Raw genomic sequence first — 18,396 nt, forward strand, 5'->3', positions numbered from 1 at the left:
TTTTATCAATTTCGTGACTGTTTGCACAAATTTGCGGCAAAGCTGTTAATTTCTGGTCAATTCGCTCTTTGCCCCGCGCAAATATTCCCACATTGACCAAAGGGTGAGAACAAAAGCGGCGTAGAATAAAAACATCGATAGCCAATAAATATAAATATTGGCGTTCCAGAGTAACCCAATCAATGCAATCATCTGTGCGACGGTTTTCCATTTGCCCAAGTTTGAAACAGCCACTTTTGCTCTGTGACCACTTTGAGCCATCCATTCACGTAACGCGCTCACAATGAGCTCACGGCAAATCATTGTCAGTGCCGGAATCGTAATAAAAACAGAGTTGTAGTCTTCTACAATAACAACTAACGCCGCCACCACCATGGCTTTATCGGCTACAGGGTCAAGAAACTCACCAAACTTAGTGGACTGATTAAAACGCCGGGCAATATAACCGTCTAACGCATCGGTAATAGCTGCTAACCAAAAAATAAAAGCCGCCCAAAAACGGGCATCTATCATTGGTAAATAGAAAACCACCAGAAATACCGGAATAAGTACTATCCGAAAGCTGGTTAAAATATTAGGGATATTCCACTTCATTATCCGCTGATTCCTTATTGTTTTTACTCATCACGAAATGAGTAATAGATTTTCTCTGCCAATGCTCGGCTAATACCAGGTACGCTGGCTAATGTCTCAATACTAGCGTTTTTTACCTCTTGTAATCCACCTAGATTTTTTAATATTGTCTGCCGGCGCTTTGCACCAACCCCTTCAATCTGCTCCAGAGTTGAGGTTTTCTTTACCTTTGCCCGTTTTTGTCGGTGCCCGGTTATAGCAAAGCGGTGCGATTCATCGCGAATGTGCTGAATTAAATGAAGTGCACTGGCATCTTTACTGAGCGGAATGGTTTCATGACTACCCGCCATTATTAAAGTTTCGAGTCCCGGTTTACGCGACTCCCCTTTAGCCACACCAATTAAAACCGGCGCTTCTTTGCCCCAGTCACTGAAATAGTTCTCCGCCTGAGCTAATTGCCCTTTACCACCATCAATAAACAAAATATCCGGCAAGTTCCCCTGCTCTTTTGCATTGTCATAACGTTTGGCCAGAGCTTTTGACATTGCTGCATAGTCATCCCCCGGAGTTATACCGGTAATATTATAACGGCGATAATCCGACTTTTTAGGGCCGTTTTGATCAAATACAACACAAGAAGCCACCGTTTGTTGACCCATTGTATGGCTAATATCAAAACATTCCATCCGTTGTATTGGCACACCAAAATCCAGTACTTGCTGCAATGCCTGCGTGCGACGGTTCATTGTGCTTTGCTGATTCAGTCTGCTTTCCAGCGCATTAACTGCATTTTTCTGAGCAAGAGACTGATACTGACGCTTGTCCCCTCTCACATTACTTTGCAGTTTAACCGGTTGCGAAAGCGCGTCACTCATTACCTTGGCTAATACCTGGTCGGGCTCTATATCGCTTGGCAAGACCACTTCCTTTGGAATTTTACGCCCCGCCGTGTCCGATAAGTAAAATTGCAGTAAAAAAGCTCTCAACACTTCATCACTCGGGGTATCTGCCGGAACTTTAGGAAAGTAGCTGCGACTTCCCTGCAAATGGTTATCTCTGATAAATAGCATTTGTACGGTGGTCATACCGTTATCCCGAGCCAAGCCAATAACATCTAGCTCTTGTTGGCTACCAGTAACCGAATTACGCTCCTGAGTTTTTCTTAACGCAGCAATTTGGTCACGGAACCGTGCGGCCCGCTCAAAGTCCAGGTTTTCACTGGACTTTTCCATTTTACTCATCAGTTCATCGATAACCTGCTGATTTTTACCTTGTAAAAACTGTTTTGCCAGCATCACTTGTTCACTATATTCCTCATCGCTACAAACATTAACGCAGGGCGCAAGGCAGCGTTTTAGCTGATACTGCAAACAAGGGCGCGTGCGGGCTCGATAATAAGAGTCCTGACACTGACGAATTGGAAACAGCTTCTGCAGCAAGTTTAAGCTTTCTCGTACAGCAGAGCCGTTAGGAAACGGGCCGAAATAATCCCCTTTTGTGCGGCGCGCTCCTCGATGAAAGCCCAACCTGGGGTGTTGATGCGCTGTTAAAATAATATAGGGGTAAGATTTATCATCACGTAACAGTACGTTGTAACGCGGCCTGTATTTCTTAATAAAAGAATTTTCTAATATTAAGGCTTCGGCCTCGGTATTAGTAACGGTGACATCCATGGTAGCAATTTGCTTAACCAAAACCTGTGTCTTCATTCGGTCTACTTTTTCCCGAAAGTAGCTGGACACACGTTTTCTTAAATCTTTTGCTTTTCCGACATAGATCACGTCACCCGAATCATCGTACATCCGGTAAACGCCGGGTTGATGAGTCAGGTGACGAAGAAAGCTGTCGCTGTCAAAATGTTTTTGTTGATTACCTTCGGTCATCTACCTTCAAACTGAATTAAGTCGACAAGACCCGACTGAATTGCAAGATGGGATAATTGTACATCACCATCGATGCTGAGTTTAGAGAAAATCCGATAACGAAAGGTATTAATTGTTTTACTGCTTATGCATAAGTGCCGGGCAATTTCTCTTACGCGAATACCGCGACTGAGCATTTGGGCAACTTGCAGTTCCCGTTCACTTAGCATATCAACCATCGTTTTTTGTTCCTTGGAACGAGGGTTTTGTGCCAGATAAGCAGCAACCGGAGCGGCAACGTATATGTTACCTTGTTTCAATGAACGAATGGCATGAACTAAATCGGCGCTGTCGCATGAGTCCAGTAAGTATCCGTCGACAACGCTAATACCGCATTGAAAATCGAGTATATCTTGTTGATTACTGCCCCAGACAATCAATTTTAAGTCGCAATGACGACGTTTTAGCCGACGCCATTGTTCTACGGTTGCTGCACCACCTAACTGACTGCATAGAACGACAATGGCGTCTTCATACTCGTAACAAGCGCGACGTAAATCGGCAATTCTTGTTACTGTGAGAATCTGATCACTGTAGTGTTTCTGTAAAACAGAGGCCATACCGGCGCTGATTATAGGGTTTGGGATAGCTAAAATAATACGGTTCATATTTTCAAATTCCTTATGTTTCTACCTTGTTTCAATTTTCCTTATTAGGTTAAATCCGTACCGCTGTGCCCGAATTCGAATAGAATATTCTAAGCTTTTGAGGACAATAACAAGTTCCTTTTACAGAACTTTACAAAAACTCTGAAAAGATACGTTAAAGGTGTAAAAATAACGGTTATTTTGAGGGGGGAAAGGGCTTTTTTATGCCCCAATCAAAGCCGGGCCTGATCCAGCATATCTCACAAAGAACAGGTCAGGTAACTGTAATAACAGCCAATCGATACCCGGTTGAGTATCGATTAGCTGCTGTCGGATAGATTAAAGCGTTGTTTTCATACGTCTATTATGCGAATACCGTAAAGGTTTGTCGACTAATCGCTAATAATTTGCCCTCATCACTCCATAACCCTGCACGGCTATGCCCATAACCATGTTCCGCTTGTTCAATAAAGGCTTCATACTGAAACCAGTCATGGCTATTAAAATCTTGCAGGGGCGTATCCGGAAACTCAATGGTCCAGGTCAACGATGACGCCGGAGCGGGACTGCTCAAATGAGGTAAAACCGCCGGCGGCCAGGCGTCCACCAAGGCTAGAATTGTTGCCGTTGTCAGTTGCTGTTGCTCATCACGAAAACGTATCCAACCTCCAAAACTTCTTCCGGGTTGGCCAGTAAACGGCATTCCGCCGGAAGTGATACGATAATCGAAGTTTTTAGCAAATTCCGGAACGATGTCGGCTTCTGGCAACTCGGGTCCGTCATGAATGGTTTTAAGATCAGGAGCCGCTTCGCCTGTTACTTTCACTGTTGAATTACGGGCTTTACCGAGGCTGGCCAGGCAAGACAGCATTACTTGTCCCTGTTGTTGCAATTCAACCGCTATCTGAATAACCGATTTTCCTTCACGCAAAATACGATAACTCAACTCAGCTTCACCCGGTTCGGCCGGCGCGACAAAAGAGATGCTCATAGAACGAAGATGATATTTAAGCGGAAACTGTTTTAGTATAAATTGAGCAGCCAGTGCTGCGCTGAAGCCGCCAAAGAACGCTCGCCCCTGAGCCCAGCCAGAAGGTAACTCTATCGTTTGATTATTCTTATCCGCAGTTATCTGCGCTATTGCTTTATGGAAATTCATGCCATTCCTTATTTAAACGTCCGTTTAACTCAAGCGTTAAGAATACCAATTATCACCATAATGACAAACGATGCTGTCAGTAGTACAACGATAAAAAAAGCCCCACTCAAATGAGCGGGGCTTTTTTCTGAAATTTGGCGGAGAGGGAGGGATTCGAACCCCCGGTGGGTGTGAACCCACGTCTGATTTCAAGTCAGGTGCAATAAACCAAGCTCTGCCACCTCTCCGTATTGTTTGTTCTCTTCGACCCTGTCGTTGAGAACGATGCGAATATTAAAGACCTAAATTACGCTTGTAAAGGAAAAAGTTAAACAAAGTGTCCGTTTGGGTGTTTATTGCACAAGCCGAACAGTTTTCACTGAAAATTACTGTGCAATTCTCTACCCAAGTCCCCCATTAATGCTGTAGTATTTAAGGAACTTTTTAAATAAAAAAACGTCTTAACAGACAGAAGTTCAACACGGAGAAATCTATGAACAATAATAGTCAGACTTATGTCGGTCAGAACGAATCGACGCTGGCCGTTAACAAGGTATTACGTAACACTTATACGTTACTGGCAATGACATTAGCTTTTAGTGCCATTGTTGCTACTATCAGTACCATGATGAATTTGCCTTATCCGGGCTTCATCATCACGTTAGTTGCCTACTTTGGCTTACTTTTTGGTGTTCACAAAACTAAAGATAGCGGCATGGGTATTGTACTCACCTTTGCTCTAACCGGCTTTTTAGGTTACACCCTTGGCCCTATCATTAATATGGCACTATCAATGCCTGGTGGTGGCGAGATGGTTGCTACTGCATTAGGTGGTACGGCTCTAACCTTCTTTGCAACCTCGGCTTATGTCTTAACCACGAAAAAAGACATGTCGAAACTGGGTGGCTTAGTTACTGCCGGTATTATCATGGTCGTTGTGGCAATGTTGGCTAACCTGTTTTTCCAATTGCCCGCCCTGCAATTAGCTATTTCTGCGATAATGATTCCACTTATGGCAATGTTGATTATGTGGCAGACCAGCGACATTATTAAAGGTGGCGAGCGCAACTACATTATGGCCACGGTCACTTTGTATGTTTCTATTTATAACTTGTTCGTTAATATACTGATGTTATTAATGGCATTTGGTGGCGATGATTAATAGCTGCTCATAAGGTTATAATTAGCGCCCCGCAATGCGGGGCGCTTTTGTTTTAAGTGGATATTTATGGCTAAAATAACGCTCATCATTCAAAGTTCGGCTGAAGACCAGCCCAAATCTTTAGAGGCCTTATCCTTTGCCCGCGCTGCGATAAAAAGCGGCCATGAGATTCCCTGTGTCTTTTTTTACCGGAATGCAGTAAACCATGCTCTGCAACCAACACCTGACCAAAATAGAGACTTAATAACCCAATGGGAAGCACTCAGCCATCAATATCAAGTTCCTTTAGTGGTCTGCCATACAGTTGCGGAACGTAAAGGCATAGAATCGTTTCAACCAAGCTTTGAACCCTCTGGCTTAACTGCGTTAGCTACTGCGATTGCCAACAGTGAACGAACGTTACAGTTTTAATAACCATGACCCTTATGAATAAAAAAATCGCGATTTTACAATGCAGTGCAGAGCCAGACACAGCAACCGAAGCGCTTGATATGGCTTTATCGCTTGCCAGCTTTGATCAACCGGTTCAACTGATACTCTCAGGTGATGCCTTCAGTTGTTTACTGGATAACCCTTCTAAGCGTTATGGCATGTTAGAGCTGCTTGATGCAGAGCCTATTGGTATTAGTTCGCATAGCTCTGTCGATAAAAACGCCCTACCTTCTTCCGTTGAGACTTCAGTTTTGCCGCCGGAAAACCTGAAAGAACATCTCAACCAGTTTGATGAGGTCTTACAATTCTCATGAGATCAACGCTGCATTGGTTACGCAATACGACACTATTGGAATGGCTGCCGAAGCACAGTCACTTACTGGGTAATAAAGACGCTCTGTTCATTTCAGGAATGCAAACCAATGCATTGCCACAGCAAAATCCCGTAACTCAATTCATTTATGCCAGAAGGCAGGAAGCAAAATCTCTGGATACTGCCGTGCCCGACTATGTCGTGTTAAAATCAGACGAAGAATGGGTTGAGCTGGTTCTCAGCTTTGAGCAACAAATTACCTGGTAAACAAACAGCATGATTGAATTTAACGGCAAAGCCTACCAAACCGACAAGCACGAGTATTTAGCCAATATTAATGACTGGAACCAAGAGTTAGCTGTGCATATTGCCGAACTGGAAAACATTCAGATGACTCCGGCGCACTGGGAAGTTGTCACCTTCGTACAGAGCTTTTACCATGAATTTGATACCAGCCCTGCCATGCGTGTTTTAGTCAAAGCCATGAAAAAGCAATTAGGTGAGGAAAAAGCGAACAGTCGTTACCTCTACAAGCTATTCCCTAAAGGGCCGGCAAAACAGGCTACACGCATTGCAGGCCTGCCTAAACCGGCGAAGTGTATCTAAATCAACCTGAGTTTTTATCTTTTTTGATTTGCTCAAACTCAATGATACTGTTCACAGCCTGTTCCGCTGCGTCTTTAAATGGGAAAAGTACTAAGTCCGCACCACGCTTATGCAGGTCTTTTACATCATCAAAATTATTGGCGGGCACAGCCACTTTCCCGGTATAACCACGCTCTTTTAAACCTTGTATTAGCGTTATTCGTGGATCTTCATGAGTAACACCAATATCGTGTTGAGGCATTGCGCCAATAACCCAGGCAGCTCCCAACGGCATATGGGATACAAACTCAGCATCACTCACGTCGCCATAAATGGCGTGCTGCCCTTGCCTTTTTAATTCCTTTACTCGTTCTGGATCAAAATCAACCGCCAGAACTTTCAATTCCTTTTGCTTGAGGTAATGTGTCATATTTCGACCATAACGACCCAGACCAACAACAACTACGTCGTAGAAGTCTGCTGCTAATTCAATATCTGGCGCCTGCTGCTCACGGTATGGTATTTTGCGTTCAAATATCCCGAGTAACGGCTCTAACCAGCTGTACAGTCGATGTGAATAGGTGATCATGTAAACAGACAAAGCAATAGTGATTAAACCAACCAGAGTCACTAATCCTAATTCGCTTTTTCCAACGTGCCCTATGGTAATTCCCATCGCCACAAAAATTAATGAAAATTCGCTAATTTGCGCAACGGTCAAACCGGCAAGAAACCCTGTTCTTCTTCTAAAGCCCATTATTCCCATAATAATCATTACAATGAGGGGGTTGCCGACTAAAACAAACAGCGATAAAACCATAGCCGGCCAGAACTGCTGGCCAAGCAAGCTTAAATCAAGCTGAGTACCTAGCGCAATAAAGAAAAAGAGCAGTAAAAAGTCTCTCAACGGCGCCAGGCGAGCGACAATCGATTCCCGGAATGGCGTAGAGGCTAAAGCTACACCGGCCAGTAACCCTCCCAACTCCATACTGAAGCCAAAGTAATGGCCTAATGCGGCTAATAAGCCTGCCCAGGCAATAGTAAAGGTCACTAACAGTTCAGATGATTTTGCGACGCGGCTGACTAAAGGCTCTGCAATATAACGGATAAACAATAGTACAAGCCCTAGCATAACGGCAGCATTGAACAGCACCTGAAGCACAGCTGTTACGCCTGTGTCCTCGCTTTCACCTATTCCCATCGAAGAAAGAACAACCATAGCCAAAACTACGGCCAAATCCTGAACAATAAGGAAGCCTATAGCGACTTTACCGTGCAAAGAATCGACTTCACGCTTATCGGACAGCAGCTTAACGATGATAATGGTGCTGGAAAAGGTGAGTGCTACAGCAACATAGAGTGATGACAGCGGTGACAACCCCAGTAATAGTGATAAGCCAAAACCAATTAGAGCGGTAAACGCTACCTGCCCGAGCCCAGTTGCTAACGATACAATACCCAGCGTTTTAATCAGTTTTACATCGAGCTTTAGCCCTACCAGGAAAAGCAGAACGGCTATACCTAATTCGGCTAAAATTTCTATGTTTTCGTGGGATTGAACTAAGTCCAATACAGATGGGCCGGCAATAATACCGACCGCGATAAAACAAACGACCATTGGCTGTCGAAGCCACTGACCAATAATTCCGATAAGAGCAGCAAGAGCAAGAAGCGCCGCTAACTCATAAAATGGGCTGCTGTGAATAATGGCTTCCATTCAATACTCCCGCTATACGCGTTTATCCAGTGGTGACCGAAAGGCTTCAGGCTTAAAAGCTACCACTGAGCAACCGACTTTTTGTAATAAGTTCTCAGCAGTATTGCCAATTAACATGCCGGAAAACCCCGTGCGCGCCAATGTACCTATAACCAAGGTATCAATATCTAAGCTCTTAATCATTAAAGGTACCAATACATCAACAGCGCCGCGTTTATGGTGAATAATAACGCCTTGTTCAGGGTTAACGCCGCTTTGTTCTATTAATTGCACAAGGCTATCATGATTATTCTCTTCATAGTCTCTTAGTAAGGTAATTTGCTCTGCGTCGTCGAGCTTTGACCAGACATTACTACTGATAAAGTCCTCAAAAACGAATTGCCAGCAGGAAATGATATTTAAAGGAACAGAGGCTTTATCTGCTAATTCGGCCGACACTTTTAAGAGTCTGAGCGATAACTGCTTTTCTTCCTCATTATTTGAAGCAGCGTTTATCGCGACCGCTAATTTCCCGGTCGCTTGTGGTGGCTCTTCACGCACAAGATAAACCGGACAACTGGCTTTACGTAATAGTGTATTATCGAATGCTCTAAAGCCGGCAGAGTCATCTTCCGTTGATTTAATCATTACGTCAGCTTTACTCAACAAACTCTGTTCGACCGCAGCCATGGCCGGTTTTTCATGAGTAATAATATCAATATCGACTAAATCCGTTTGAAACAAACCGTTTTCATCCAAATAGCGTTCAACCCGATGGATAAAATCTCTTTCTAAACCCTGAACTAAATTTGATGAGAACTGATCTTTGGATTGGGGAAATTGCGGATAAATGATTGTTACCCGGCAGCGCCCACAGGACTGACGCGCCCAGTTAATCGCAGTAGAAAGGCCCGTACAACTAAAGTTAAGGGCATTAACCACGTAAAGAACATTACTGAAATTCGGCATAGTTAATACCCCTTATTTTATGAAATAAAATTAACGCCGCCCATATAAGGGCGTAAAACTTCCGGCACGACAATAGCGCCGTCTTCCTGTTGGTAATTTTCCAGCACAGCTACCAACGCACGGCCAACAGCCAAACCCGAACCGTTTAATGTATGCATCAACTCTGGCTTTTTCGCCCCTTTGCGACGGAAGCGGGCCTGCATGCGACGCGCCTGAAAGTCCTGCATATTTGAGCAAGAACTGATTTCACGATACGCGCTTTGTGCCGGCAACCACACTTCCAGGTCATAAGTTTTGGTTGCGCCAAAACCCATGTCGCCGGTACAAAGCAATACTTTACGATACGGCAGTTCAAGTTTCTGCAGTACCATTTCAGCGTGCCCGGTGAGTTGTTCCAGCGCATCCATTGACTGTTCAGGCTTAACCAACCAAACCAGTTCCACTTTATCAAACTGATGTTGACGAATAAGCCCTCGGGTATCACGGCCATGCGAGCCCGCCTCACTTCGGAAGCACGGCGTGTGAGCGGTAAACTTCAACGGCAATTCATCTTCATCAGCAATTTCGTCACGGTATAAATTCGTGAGCGGTACTTCAGCCGTTGGAATGAGTGACATCGGAATTTGATCCTGCGACTCACCTTCAATATGGAATAAGTCTTTACCGAATTTAGGCAACTGACCGGTACCATATAGAGAATCCTGGTTCACCATATAAGGCACGTAAGTTTCAATATACCCGTGCTCTTCGGTGTGTAAGTCCAGCATGAACTGAGTCAGGGCACGGTGTAAACGGGCAATTCCGCCGCGCATCACCACAAACCGGGCACCGGTTAATTTTGCCGCCGCCTCAAAGTCCATCCCTTTTGCTAAAGCTTCGCCTAAATCGACATGATCTTTAACCTCAAAATCAAAAGACTTAGGCTCGCCCCAGGTCAGAACTTGTTGGTTTTCGCTTTCGTCCTCACCTTCCGGGACTTCGTCTGCCGGTAAGTTCGGAACCCCCATGATAATATCGTTAAGCGAATTTTGAATTGACTTAAGTTCTTCTTTCGCGCTATCGAGCTGTTCACCTAAGTCGCTGACCGCATCCAGCAATGGCTGTATGTCTTCGCCGGCAGCTTTTGCTTTGCCGATGGATTTAGAGCGGCTATTTCGCTCAGCCTGCAGTTGCTCAGTGCGCACCTGTACTTCTTTGCGCTGCTCTTCCAGCTGTTGCAATTTGGCAACATCCAGCCCGAAGCCTCGTTTAGCCAGCTTCTTTGCAGTTTCGTCTAATTCCTCACGGAAGTATTTTGCGTCTAGCATGAGTGTCCTATTTAACCGTTGTTGAGTACAACATCATTGCTGCAACCACCGCAGCAATACAAATAATTACATTTAAGCCTACGTGCAAAGCAGCTTTAAACAGCTCTCCCCCACTGGCTAAGGCGACAACCTCAACCGAGAAAGTCGAAAAGGTTGTAAAAGCGCCCAGTAAACCCACTCCTAAAAATAAACGAGTGGTTTCAGAAAGCGGTTGCTGCTGCGCATAAGCCAGCAATAACCCCAGAAAAAATGACCCTAATATGTTAACGGTCAGTGTTGCAAAAGGGAATGCCCGAAGCCCAAATGATTGCATCGCCAGGCCAATAGCAAACCGCCCGCAGGCACCTAATGCCCCACCAGCAGCAACATAAAAGAAGTGAATAAGCAGGTTATTCATCGGGGGCTCTCTGCCAATCTGATTTTGAATCCATATCCTGCAGCCAACGCAGCTTTTCCTGCAACTTAATCTCTAAACCACGGGGCTCGGGATTATAAAAGCGGGTATCGGCTAATTCCGAGGGTAAGTAGCGTTCGCCCGGCACATACGCGTTAGGGTAGTTATGCGCGTACTGGTAGTCCGCTCCATAACCCTGCTCTTTGTGAATTTTCGTCGGCGCATTGCGTAAATGTTCCGGCACCGGCGCGTCGCTGTGCTCTTTTGCCGTTCGTAGTGCGCTCTTAAAGGCGTTATAAACGGCATTACTCTTAGCGGCACAGGCACAATAAATAGTCGCCTGAGCAATGGCGCGTTCGCCTTCTGCAGGCCCTACTCTATGGTAGGTGTCCCAGGCGTTTAAGCACAATTGCAGCGCACGTGGGTCAGCATTGCCGATATCTTCAGAAGCTATGGCCAATAAACGACGGGCAATGACTAAGGCATCGCCACCACCGGTTAATAAGCGCGCATACCAATACAAAGCTCCGTCCGGCGATGAGCCACGGACCGACTTATGAAAGGCCGATAAAACATCGTAATAATGGTCCCCCTGATGATCAAACGCGGTGGCTTTTTCACCAATGGCTGCGGTAATCAATTCTGGTGTAATGGGCTGACTGTTACTTTCGACAAAGTCTGCAACCACTTCAAGGTAATTTAACAGCCGCCGGGCGTCACCACCAGACAGATCCAACAATTTGGTTCTTGCTTCACCTTCAAGCTGCAATTGCCGTTGACCCAGACCGCGTTCCGAATCGGTTAACGCACGCTCCAGGGCCACTTCAAGATCATTCTTAGAAAGTGTTTGCAGCCGATATACCCGGGCTCGTGAAAGTAACGCATTGTTTAATTCAAAACCGGGATTTTCAGTCGTCGCACCGATAAAAACAATGGTGCCGTCTTCAATATGCGGTAAAAAAGCATCCTGCTGGCTTTTGTTAAACCGATGCACCTCGTCGACAAACAAAATGGTGCGGCGGCCCTGTTGTTGCGCCAGTAACTTTGCTTCTTCAATGGCTTTTCTAATGTCTTTAACACCGGAGGTTACAGCGCTAATACGACTGACAGTTGCGTTTGCCTGAGTCGCGATTAATTCAGCTAAGGTCGTTTTACCGGTGCCGGGAGGGCCCCATAAAATCATTGAGTGTAAATGGCCCTGCTCGACCGCTACCCGCAGAGGCTTACCCGTTGCCAGTAAATGCTGCTGGCCGACATACTCATCCACGGTCCGGGGCCGCATCCTCGCGGCCAGCGGTTTAAAATCGGGTTGAAAATCTAAGTCCAGACCTGTCACAACAATTAGCTCTGGTCGTCAACATCAACGCCGGCAGGCACTTCAAAAGCGAACTGCTCGTCATTTATGGATTCATTTAACACCACGTTACTCAGCATCAACTCAGTGCGTTCGCCCTGAGCCTGAACCAGGGTGATTTCGGTTAACTTTTCATCGGTAAATGCAAGCTCGAGCTGGCTGCCGTTAGTGTCATGCTCAACAAAATAACGATTGTTGTCTGAGCTCACATTATAGTTCTGCCATTGGTTGCCATGACTGTCTAACACCAGTAATAAAGGACTGTCATCAACCATGTCACGTTGGGCGTAAACGGTAACTTGTTCGACAAAAGGGTTGTAGTACCAGACCTTATTCCCGTTAGCGACCATGACACTTTCATCCGGCTTTTTCGTATGCCAGTAGAGACTAGCAGGCCGCTTTAGCTTTAATGTGCCACTTAAGGTTTGTAATACCCCGCCCTGCTCGTCTTTCACCTGCTGCTCAAACTCGGCTGAAAGGCTTTGAGTCTGTTTGAGTAAGTATTTCAGAGCTTGCTTATCCGACTTGCCGTCATATGCAAACACATTAAAAGAAACGGCCATAACTATGACAAATACAACTGCTTTCATGAATTAATCCCTTGGGGGTCTAGGGGCCAGCACCTCGCGCTGACCGTTATTACCGGCACTGGTTACGACACCACTCACTTGCATTTGTTCGACAATACGCGCCGCCCGATTATAACCAATTCGGAACTTACGCTGTACACTGGATACTGAAACGCGCTGGGTTTCGGTTATAAAAGCCACGGCTTCATCGTACAGAGGATCAGATTCTGCATCATCCGACCCTTGCTGCTCACCCGGTAACAATCCCTCTTCGCCCTGATCACCCGATAAAATTTCTTGGAGATAATTCGGGCGACCACGCTTTTTCCAGTCTTTAACCACAGCATGCACTTCATGATCATCCACAAAAGCACCGTGAACTCGCACCGGCGAGCCACTTCCCGGCGGTAAATAGAGCATATCACCCATCCCTAATAACTGGTCGGCTCCGGGCTGATCCAGAATGGTTCTTGAATCCACTTTTGATGATACCTGGAATGCAATTCGGGTGGGAATATTGGCTTTAATTAAACCGGTAATGACATCAACCGACGGCCGTTGAGTCGCCAAAATTAAGTGAATACCGGCCGCACGGGCTTTCTGTGCAATACGGGCAATCAGTTCTTCGACTTTCTTACCGACAATCATCATCATGTCGGCAAATTCATCGATCACAACCACAATATTAGGCAGTTTTTCTAGCACCGGAGGCAACTCATCCATCGAGTCCCCCGGTTTCCATATCGGATCGCGAAGCGGCTCACCGGCTTCTTCAGCTGCCTTAACCTTAGCGTTATAACCTTTTAAATTGCGTACGCCTAAAGCCGACATTAACTTGTAGCGGCGTTCCATTTCTCCGACACACCAGCGCAACGCATTGGCGGCGTCTTTCATATCAGTAACAACTTCAGTCAATAAATGCGGAATGCCTTCGTAAACAGACAATTCCAGCATTTTAGGGTCAATCATAATAAGCCGCACATCTTCTGGTGTGCTCTTATACAACAAACTCAGAATCATCACATTTACGCCGACTGACTTGCCCGAGCCTGTGGTACCAGCAACCAGCAAATGAGGCATTTTCGCCAGATCCACCACCACTGGCGTGCCTGCTATGTTCTTACCCAAAATCATGGTCAGTGGCGAATCGCTGTTGGTAAACGGCTCACTGTTAATAACTTCACTCAGTTGCACTATCTCACGGTGTTTATTCGGTAGCTCCAGACCAACATAAGATTTTCCCGGAATAACCTCGACCACACGGACAGCTACCGCCGACAAGGTACGGGCAATATCTTTTGCCAGGTTGGAAATTTTAGAGACCTTAACACCAGGCGCTAAATCGAGCTCAAAACGCGTAATTACGGGACCAGGCTGAACATGCGCGACGCGAACTTCTACGCCGAATTCTTTCAGTACCACTTCAACCGTGTGTGATACTTGGTCAAGTTCTTCCTGTGTGACCGGGTGTTCCTTTTTATTGGGCCGGTCAAGAAGTTCTATTGACGGCAACGGCGGCAGCAGCTCCCCTTCGCCGGTACGCTCTTCTTTTATTTCCTCAGGCTTGGTCGATTCTGTTTTCGACTCAGGTGAAGATTGCTTGTTAGTTTCTTGTTTCTTTTCATCGGGCCTACTAAACCGCGACATATCAATGTTCGTTTCGTTCTCACTATCCACGGAGTTCATCGAAGGCAAGTTTAAAACGGGCTCCTGTTTGCCCGAACCGAATAAGTCACGGGTTAAAGTTGATGACTCTTTTTCCTCCAGCACTGGCTCTGAATCAGTTTCATCAAATGAGCTGGGTTCTGATTTTTCGCTTTCTACAGCTGAATTATCACGGCTTTGCCAGAGTATTGTCGCTTTCTCTATGAACCAAAGAACGCCATCTATCACCCATTCTCCCAGCTTATCAGCCACCTGCAGCCAACTGATTCCGGTGACTAAAGTGACGCCGGTAAAAAAGAAGGTTAATAATAACAACGTGGTTCCGACAAAATTCAGATAAGGCAGCAGAGATGCGGCAATAACGCTTCCGATAACACCCCCCGCTGAAAAGTAATAGATGTCATCGAAGTTAATTGAGGACAGTGCAGAGGCACCAATAAGCGCGAGCAGCGCGCCAATCATGCGTAAGCTGACAGCAAGATAATCCATTTCCAGTAAATGATAGGTTTTCCGGAACAATAAGTAGCCCAAACCGACAAAACCAAAAGGAATGAGGTAGGCGACAAAGCCAAAGGCGAACAGCAGCACATCAGCCACCCATGCACCTACGGCCCCGCCCGCATTGTGTATGCTTCCTTCATAACCGGTCTGAGACCAACTGGGGTCTGCGGGATTAAAGCTCACCAATGACAAAAAAATGAAAATGGCTAACGCACCACTTATCAGCAACCCTGCTTCTAAAACTCTTTGTACACCTGTCATTATCTTGTTGCAGCGCCTTTGTTGATATTATTATTCGTTCAAAATCCATATGTATTAGTATCCGCATGATTGTAGCGAATGTCAGCCCTAATGTTACCCTTTTACTAATACTTTATTTTCTTGTTTTACTTCTTCCATGACCACATAAGTTCGTGATTCATCAACGCCGGGCATCATTAATAGCGTTTCCCCTAATAGTTTCCGGTAGGCGCGCATGTCCGGAACCCGCGCTTTTATCAGAAAGTCAAAGTCACCGGCGACCAGGTGGCATTCGAGAATTTCATCGGTTTTGCGCGCGGCATTGCTAAACTCCGCAAAAGCGTCGGCTGAGGTTCGTGTTAGCGTAATTTCAACGAAAACCATCAGATTAGCGCCTAATTTAGCAGGATTAATCTTTGCGTGGTAACTTTCAATGATTTGCTCTCGCTCTAACTTGCGCACTCGTTCGAGACACGCCGTCTGGCTAAGGCCTACGCGTCTTGCCAGTTCCACGTTTGACATACGTCCATCGTCTTGTAACAGCCGGAGGATCTTTCGGTCGGTTTTATCAACAGTGACTTCTGCGGGGTACTCGGCATTAAACATAACAAATCTCTAAAAAATTAACTTTTATCAGTATATCACACCAAAAAATAACTTAAAAAAAGTAGGTCATGCACTATGGTTTAGGTCTATAATTTGCGCCAAATAATTCCCCTTAAAACACGCAAATTGTAAGAGGCAGACAATGTTAATTGGTGTACCAAAAGAAATTAAAAACCATGAATACCGTATCGGCTTAACGCCCTCGGCTGTGCGCGAGTACGTGGAAAATGGCCATGATGTCATCGTCGAAAATAACGGCGGTGCTGCTATTGGTTTCACAAACGAGCAGTATATAGAAGCCGGCGCCAGTATCATTGATACACCAGAAGAGATTTTTGAACGCGCTGATATGATTGTTAAGGTAAAAGAGCCGCAGCCAAACGAATGTAAAATGCTGCGCGAAGGCCAAATTCTCTATACTTTCCTTCATTTAGCTCCAGACCCCACTCAAACTGAATTATTGGGTAAAGCAGGTTGTACTGCTATTGCTTATGAAACCGTCACTGATGACCGTAACGGTTTGCCTCTGCTGGCGCCAATGAGCGAAGTTGCTGGCCGTATGTCGATTCAGGCAGGTGCACATTATTTAGAAAAAGCACACGGCGGCAGCGGTACCTTATTAGGTGGCGTTCCGGGTGTAGCACCGGGCAAAGTACTGATTATCGGCGGCGGTGTTGTCGGTACTAACGCGGCTAAAATGGCTATTGGCCTCGGCGCCGAAGTTATTATCTTAGACCGCTCTCTGCCTCGTTTACGTGAGCTAGATGATATCTTCGCGGGTCGTGTTAAAACCGTCTACTCTACCGTTGATGCTATCGACAAGTATTCTCAGGAAGCCGATTTAGTGGTTGGTGCGGTTCTTATTCCGGGCGCTGCAGCGCCTAAATTGCTGACCCGTGAAAACATCAGCAAGATGAAACCAGGTTCAGTCTTGGTTGACGTTGCTATTGATCAAGGCGGTTGCTTTGAAACGTCAAAAGCCACCACGCATCAAGACCCTGTTTACATCATTGACGACGTAGTTCACTACTGTGTCGCTAACATGCCAGGTGGTGTTGCCCGCACCTCTACCATCGCGCTGAATAATGCCACCTTGCCATACGGTATTGCACTGGCGAACAAGGGCGTAAAAGCCATGTTAGAAAATGAGCACTTATTAGGGGGTCTGAACATGCACAAAGGAAAAATCACCTATAAAGCCATTCATGATGATCTCGGCGAAGAGCTTGGCCTGGATTACCAAGATGCACGAGAAGCACTGCAAGGTTAATAATTAACTCAGCTTCAATAAAAGCCCGTGAACAAAAGTTTGCGGGCTTTTTTGTTTCAGTTGTTGTCGACCAAGCTTGTAAACCCTACAATCAACCCCCATAGCTTAAGAACAAACAATCAAAAACGAATTAACGGAGTTTTCCTAATGGCTGAAGCCAAGCACTGCAAATTACTTATTCTGGGTTCAGGCCCAGCTGGCTATACAGCTGCAGTTTACGCAGCGCGCGCTAATTTAGACCCGGTTATGGTAACCGGTATGCAACAAGGGGGTCAGTTAACCACCACCACCGATGTTGAAAACTGGCCAGGCGATGCAGAGGGGCTAACCGGCCCGGATCTTATGGTACGCATGCAAAAGCACGCAGAGCGTTTTGATACAGAAATTGTGTTTGACCATATTAGCAGCGTCGACTTTTCCAAGCGCCCTTTTCAGTTAAAGGGTGACGTAGGCGAGTACACTGCCGATTCTGTCATCGTCACTACTGGCGCATCGGCTAAATACCTGGGGCTTCCCTCTGAAGAAGCTTTTATGGGTAAAGGTGTATCAGCTTGCGCAACCTGCGACGGCTTTTTCTATAAAAAACAAAAGGTTTGTGTTGTCGGTGGCGGGAATACAGCGGTTGAAGAAGCACTTTACCTCTCTAATATTGCCAGCGAAGTTCACGTTATCCATCGTCGTGACACCTTCCGTGCCGAGAAAATTCTGGTTGACCGCCTGAACGAAAAAGAACAGAACGGCAATATTACCTTTCATCTGAACAAAACCTTAGATGAAGTTCTGGGTGATGATGCGGGTGTTACCGGGGTTCGTATTAAAGATACTCAAAATGGCAGTACCGAAGAGATGGAAGTCTCTGGTTGCTTTATTGCCATTGGACACCAGCCAAATACCGGCATTTTTGACGGTGAGTTAGAAATGCAAAACGGCTATATTCAGGTTCAAAGTGGACTAAAGGGCAATGCTACAGCAACCAGTGTTCCGGGTGTGTTTGCTGCAGGCGATGTTATGGATCATGTTTATCGTCAGGCTGTTACTTCGGCCGGCACCGGTTGCATGGCTGCACTTGATGCGGAACGCTATTTAGACGCACTGACCAAGTCTTAGTCGTTG

The 18,396-nt window shown here is 45.8% G+C and carries 19 protein-coding genes and 1 tRNA gene; 7 read left to right on the forward strand and 13 right to left on the reverse strand.

What is annotated here, in order from left to right; genetic code table 11:
* Positions 1-45: 45 nt before the first annotated feature.
* The 5 genes from pgsA to L8G48_RS03370 form a co-directional block, all read right to left on the reverse strand.
* Positions 46-594: a CDP-diacylglycerol--glycerol-3-phosphate 3-phosphatidyltransferase gene (gene pgsA, locus L8G48_RS03350; protein WP_248263189.1), complete on the reverse strand. Its 549-nt coding sequence runs from the start codon at positions 592-594 to the stop codon at positions 46-48.
* A 23-nt stretch (positions 595-617) separates the two neighbouring features.
* Positions 618-2,456: an excinuclease ABC subunit UvrC gene (gene uvrC / locus L8G48_RS03355; protein ID WP_248263190.1), complete on the reverse strand. Its 1,839-nt coding sequence runs from the start codon at positions 2,454-2,456 to the stop codon at positions 618-620.
* On the reverse strand, positions 2,453-3,103 hold the full coding sequence (locus tag L8G48_RS03360; protein WP_248263191.1) for a LuxR C-terminal-related transcriptional regulator: 651 nt from the start codon (positions 3,101-3,103) through the stop codon (positions 2,453-2,455). The genes uvrC and L8G48_RS03360 overlap by 4 nt, the downstream gene beginning before the upstream one ends.
* 343 nt (positions 3,104-3,446) lie before the next feature.
* Complete coding sequence (locus L8G48_RS03365) at positions 3,447-4,241, reverse strand: thioesterase family protein (protein WP_248263192.1); 795 nt, start codon at positions 4,239-4,241, stop codon at positions 3,447-3,449.
* A 135-nt stretch (positions 4,242-4,376) separates the two neighbouring features.
* A tRNA-Ser gene (locus L8G48_RS03370) sits at positions 4,377-4,468 on the reverse strand.
* Between the two features lie 245 nt (positions 4,469-4,713).
* Between L8G48_RS03370 and L8G48_RS03375 the strand changes: the two genes are divergently transcribed.
* From L8G48_RS03375 to L8G48_RS03395, 5 genes are all read left to right on the forward strand, one after another.
* A complete protein-coding gene (locus tag L8G48_RS03375) occupies positions 4,714-5,382 on the forward strand; it encodes a Bax inhibitor-1/YccA family protein (protein ID WP_248263193.1) in 669 nt (222 codons plus the stop codon).
* A gap of 66 nt (positions 5,383-5,448) precedes the next feature.
* Entirely contained in the window at positions 5,449-5,793 is a 345-nt protein-coding gene (tusD, locus tag L8G48_RS03380) for a sulfurtransferase complex subunit TusD (RefSeq protein ID WP_248263194.1), read from the forward strand.
* Positions 5,794-5,807: 14 nt separating this feature from the next.
* Positions 5,808-6,128 (forward strand): DsrE family protein, encoded by a 321-nt coding sequence (locus L8G48_RS03385; protein ID WP_248263195.1) that lies wholly within the window; start codon positions 5,808-5,810, stop codon positions 6,126-6,128.
* Entirely contained in the window at positions 6,125-6,394 is a 270-nt protein-coding gene (locus tag L8G48_RS03390) for a hypothetical protein (RefSeq protein ID WP_248263196.1), read from the forward strand. Before L8G48_RS03385 ends, L8G48_RS03390 begins: the two co-directional genes overlap by 4 nt.
* A gap of 9 nt (positions 6,395-6,403) precedes the next feature.
* Positions 6,404-6,733, forward strand: a complete 330-nt coding sequence (locus L8G48_RS03395; protein ID WP_248263197.1) for a TusE/DsrC/DsvC family sulfur relay protein — start codon at positions 6,404-6,406, stop codon at positions 6,731-6,733.
* A gap of 1 nt (position 6,734) precedes the next feature.
* Here L8G48_RS03395 and L8G48_RS03400 read toward each other — a convergent pair whose 3' ends face one another.
* The 8 genes from L8G48_RS03400 to lrp all read right to left on the reverse strand — a co-directional run bounded on the left by L8G48_RS03400 (position 6,735) and on the right by lrp (position 16,013).
* Entirely contained in the window at positions 6,735-8,429 is a 1,695-nt protein-coding gene (locus L8G48_RS03400; protein WP_248263198.1) for a cation:proton antiporter, read from the reverse strand.
* A 12-nt stretch (positions 8,430-8,441) separates the two neighbouring features.
* Entirely contained in the window at positions 8,442-9,377 is a 936-nt protein-coding gene (locus L8G48_RS03405) for a universal stress protein (RefSeq protein ID WP_248263199.1), read from the reverse strand.
* Positions 9,378-9,394: 17 nt separating this feature from the next.
* Positions 9,395-10,684: a serine--tRNA ligase gene (gene serS / locus L8G48_RS03410; RefSeq protein ID WP_248263200.1), complete on the reverse strand. Its 1,290-nt coding sequence runs from the start codon at positions 10,682-10,684 to the stop codon at positions 9,395-9,397.
* Positions 10,685-10,691: 7 nt separating this feature from the next.
* Positions 10,692-11,081 carry a fluoride efflux transporter CrcB gene (crcB, locus tag L8G48_RS03415; RefSeq protein WP_248263201.1) on the reverse strand — a complete coding sequence of 130 codons (390 nt, stop codon included), beginning with the start codon at positions 11,079-11,081 and terminating at the stop codon, positions 10,692-10,694.
* Positions 11,074-12,360 (reverse strand): replication-associated recombination protein A, encoded by a 1,287-nt coding sequence (locus tag L8G48_RS03420; protein ID WP_282444573.1) that lies wholly within the window; start codon positions 12,358-12,360, stop codon positions 11,074-11,076. Before L8G48_RS03420 ends, crcB begins: the two co-directional genes overlap by 8 nt.
* Before the next feature lie 59 nt (positions 12,361-12,419).
* Positions 12,420-13,022, reverse strand: a complete 603-nt coding sequence (gene lolA / locus L8G48_RS03425; RefSeq protein WP_248263203.1) for an outer membrane lipoprotein periplasmic chaperone LolA — start codon at positions 13,020-13,022, stop codon at positions 12,420-12,422.
* Between the two features lie 3 nt (positions 13,023-13,025).
* A complete protein-coding gene (locus L8G48_RS03430) occupies positions 13,026-15,428 on the reverse strand; it encodes a DNA translocase FtsK (RefSeq protein WP_248263204.1) in 2,403 nt (800 codons plus the stop codon).
* Between the two features lie 93 nt (positions 15,429-15,521).
* Positions 15,522-16,013, reverse strand: a complete 492-nt coding sequence (gene lrp, locus L8G48_RS03435; RefSeq protein ID WP_248263205.1) for a leucine-responsive transcriptional regulator Lrp — start codon at positions 16,011-16,013, stop codon at positions 15,522-15,524.
* A gap of 142 nt (positions 16,014-16,155) precedes the next feature.
* Here lrp and ald point away from each other — a divergent pair, with 142 nt between their 5' ends.
* Both ald and trxB read left to right on the forward strand, forming a co-directional pair.
* Positions 16,156-17,283 (forward strand): alanine dehydrogenase, encoded by a 1,128-nt coding sequence (ald, locus tag L8G48_RS03440; RefSeq protein ID WP_248263206.1) that lies wholly within the window; start codon positions 16,156-16,158, stop codon positions 17,281-17,283.
* 147 nt (positions 17,284-17,430) lie between these two features.
* Positions 17,431-18,390 (forward strand): thioredoxin-disulfide reductase, encoded by a 960-nt coding sequence (trxB, locus tag L8G48_RS03445; protein WP_248263207.1) that lies wholly within the window; start codon positions 17,431-17,433, stop codon positions 18,388-18,390.
* Positions 18,391-18,396: the final 6 nt, after the last annotated feature.

It is taken from the genome of Idiomarina aminovorans, assembly GCF_023155095.1.
Lineage (GTDB): Bacteria > Pseudomonadota > Gammaproteobacteria > Enterobacterales > Alteromonadaceae > Idiomarina > Idiomarina aminovorans.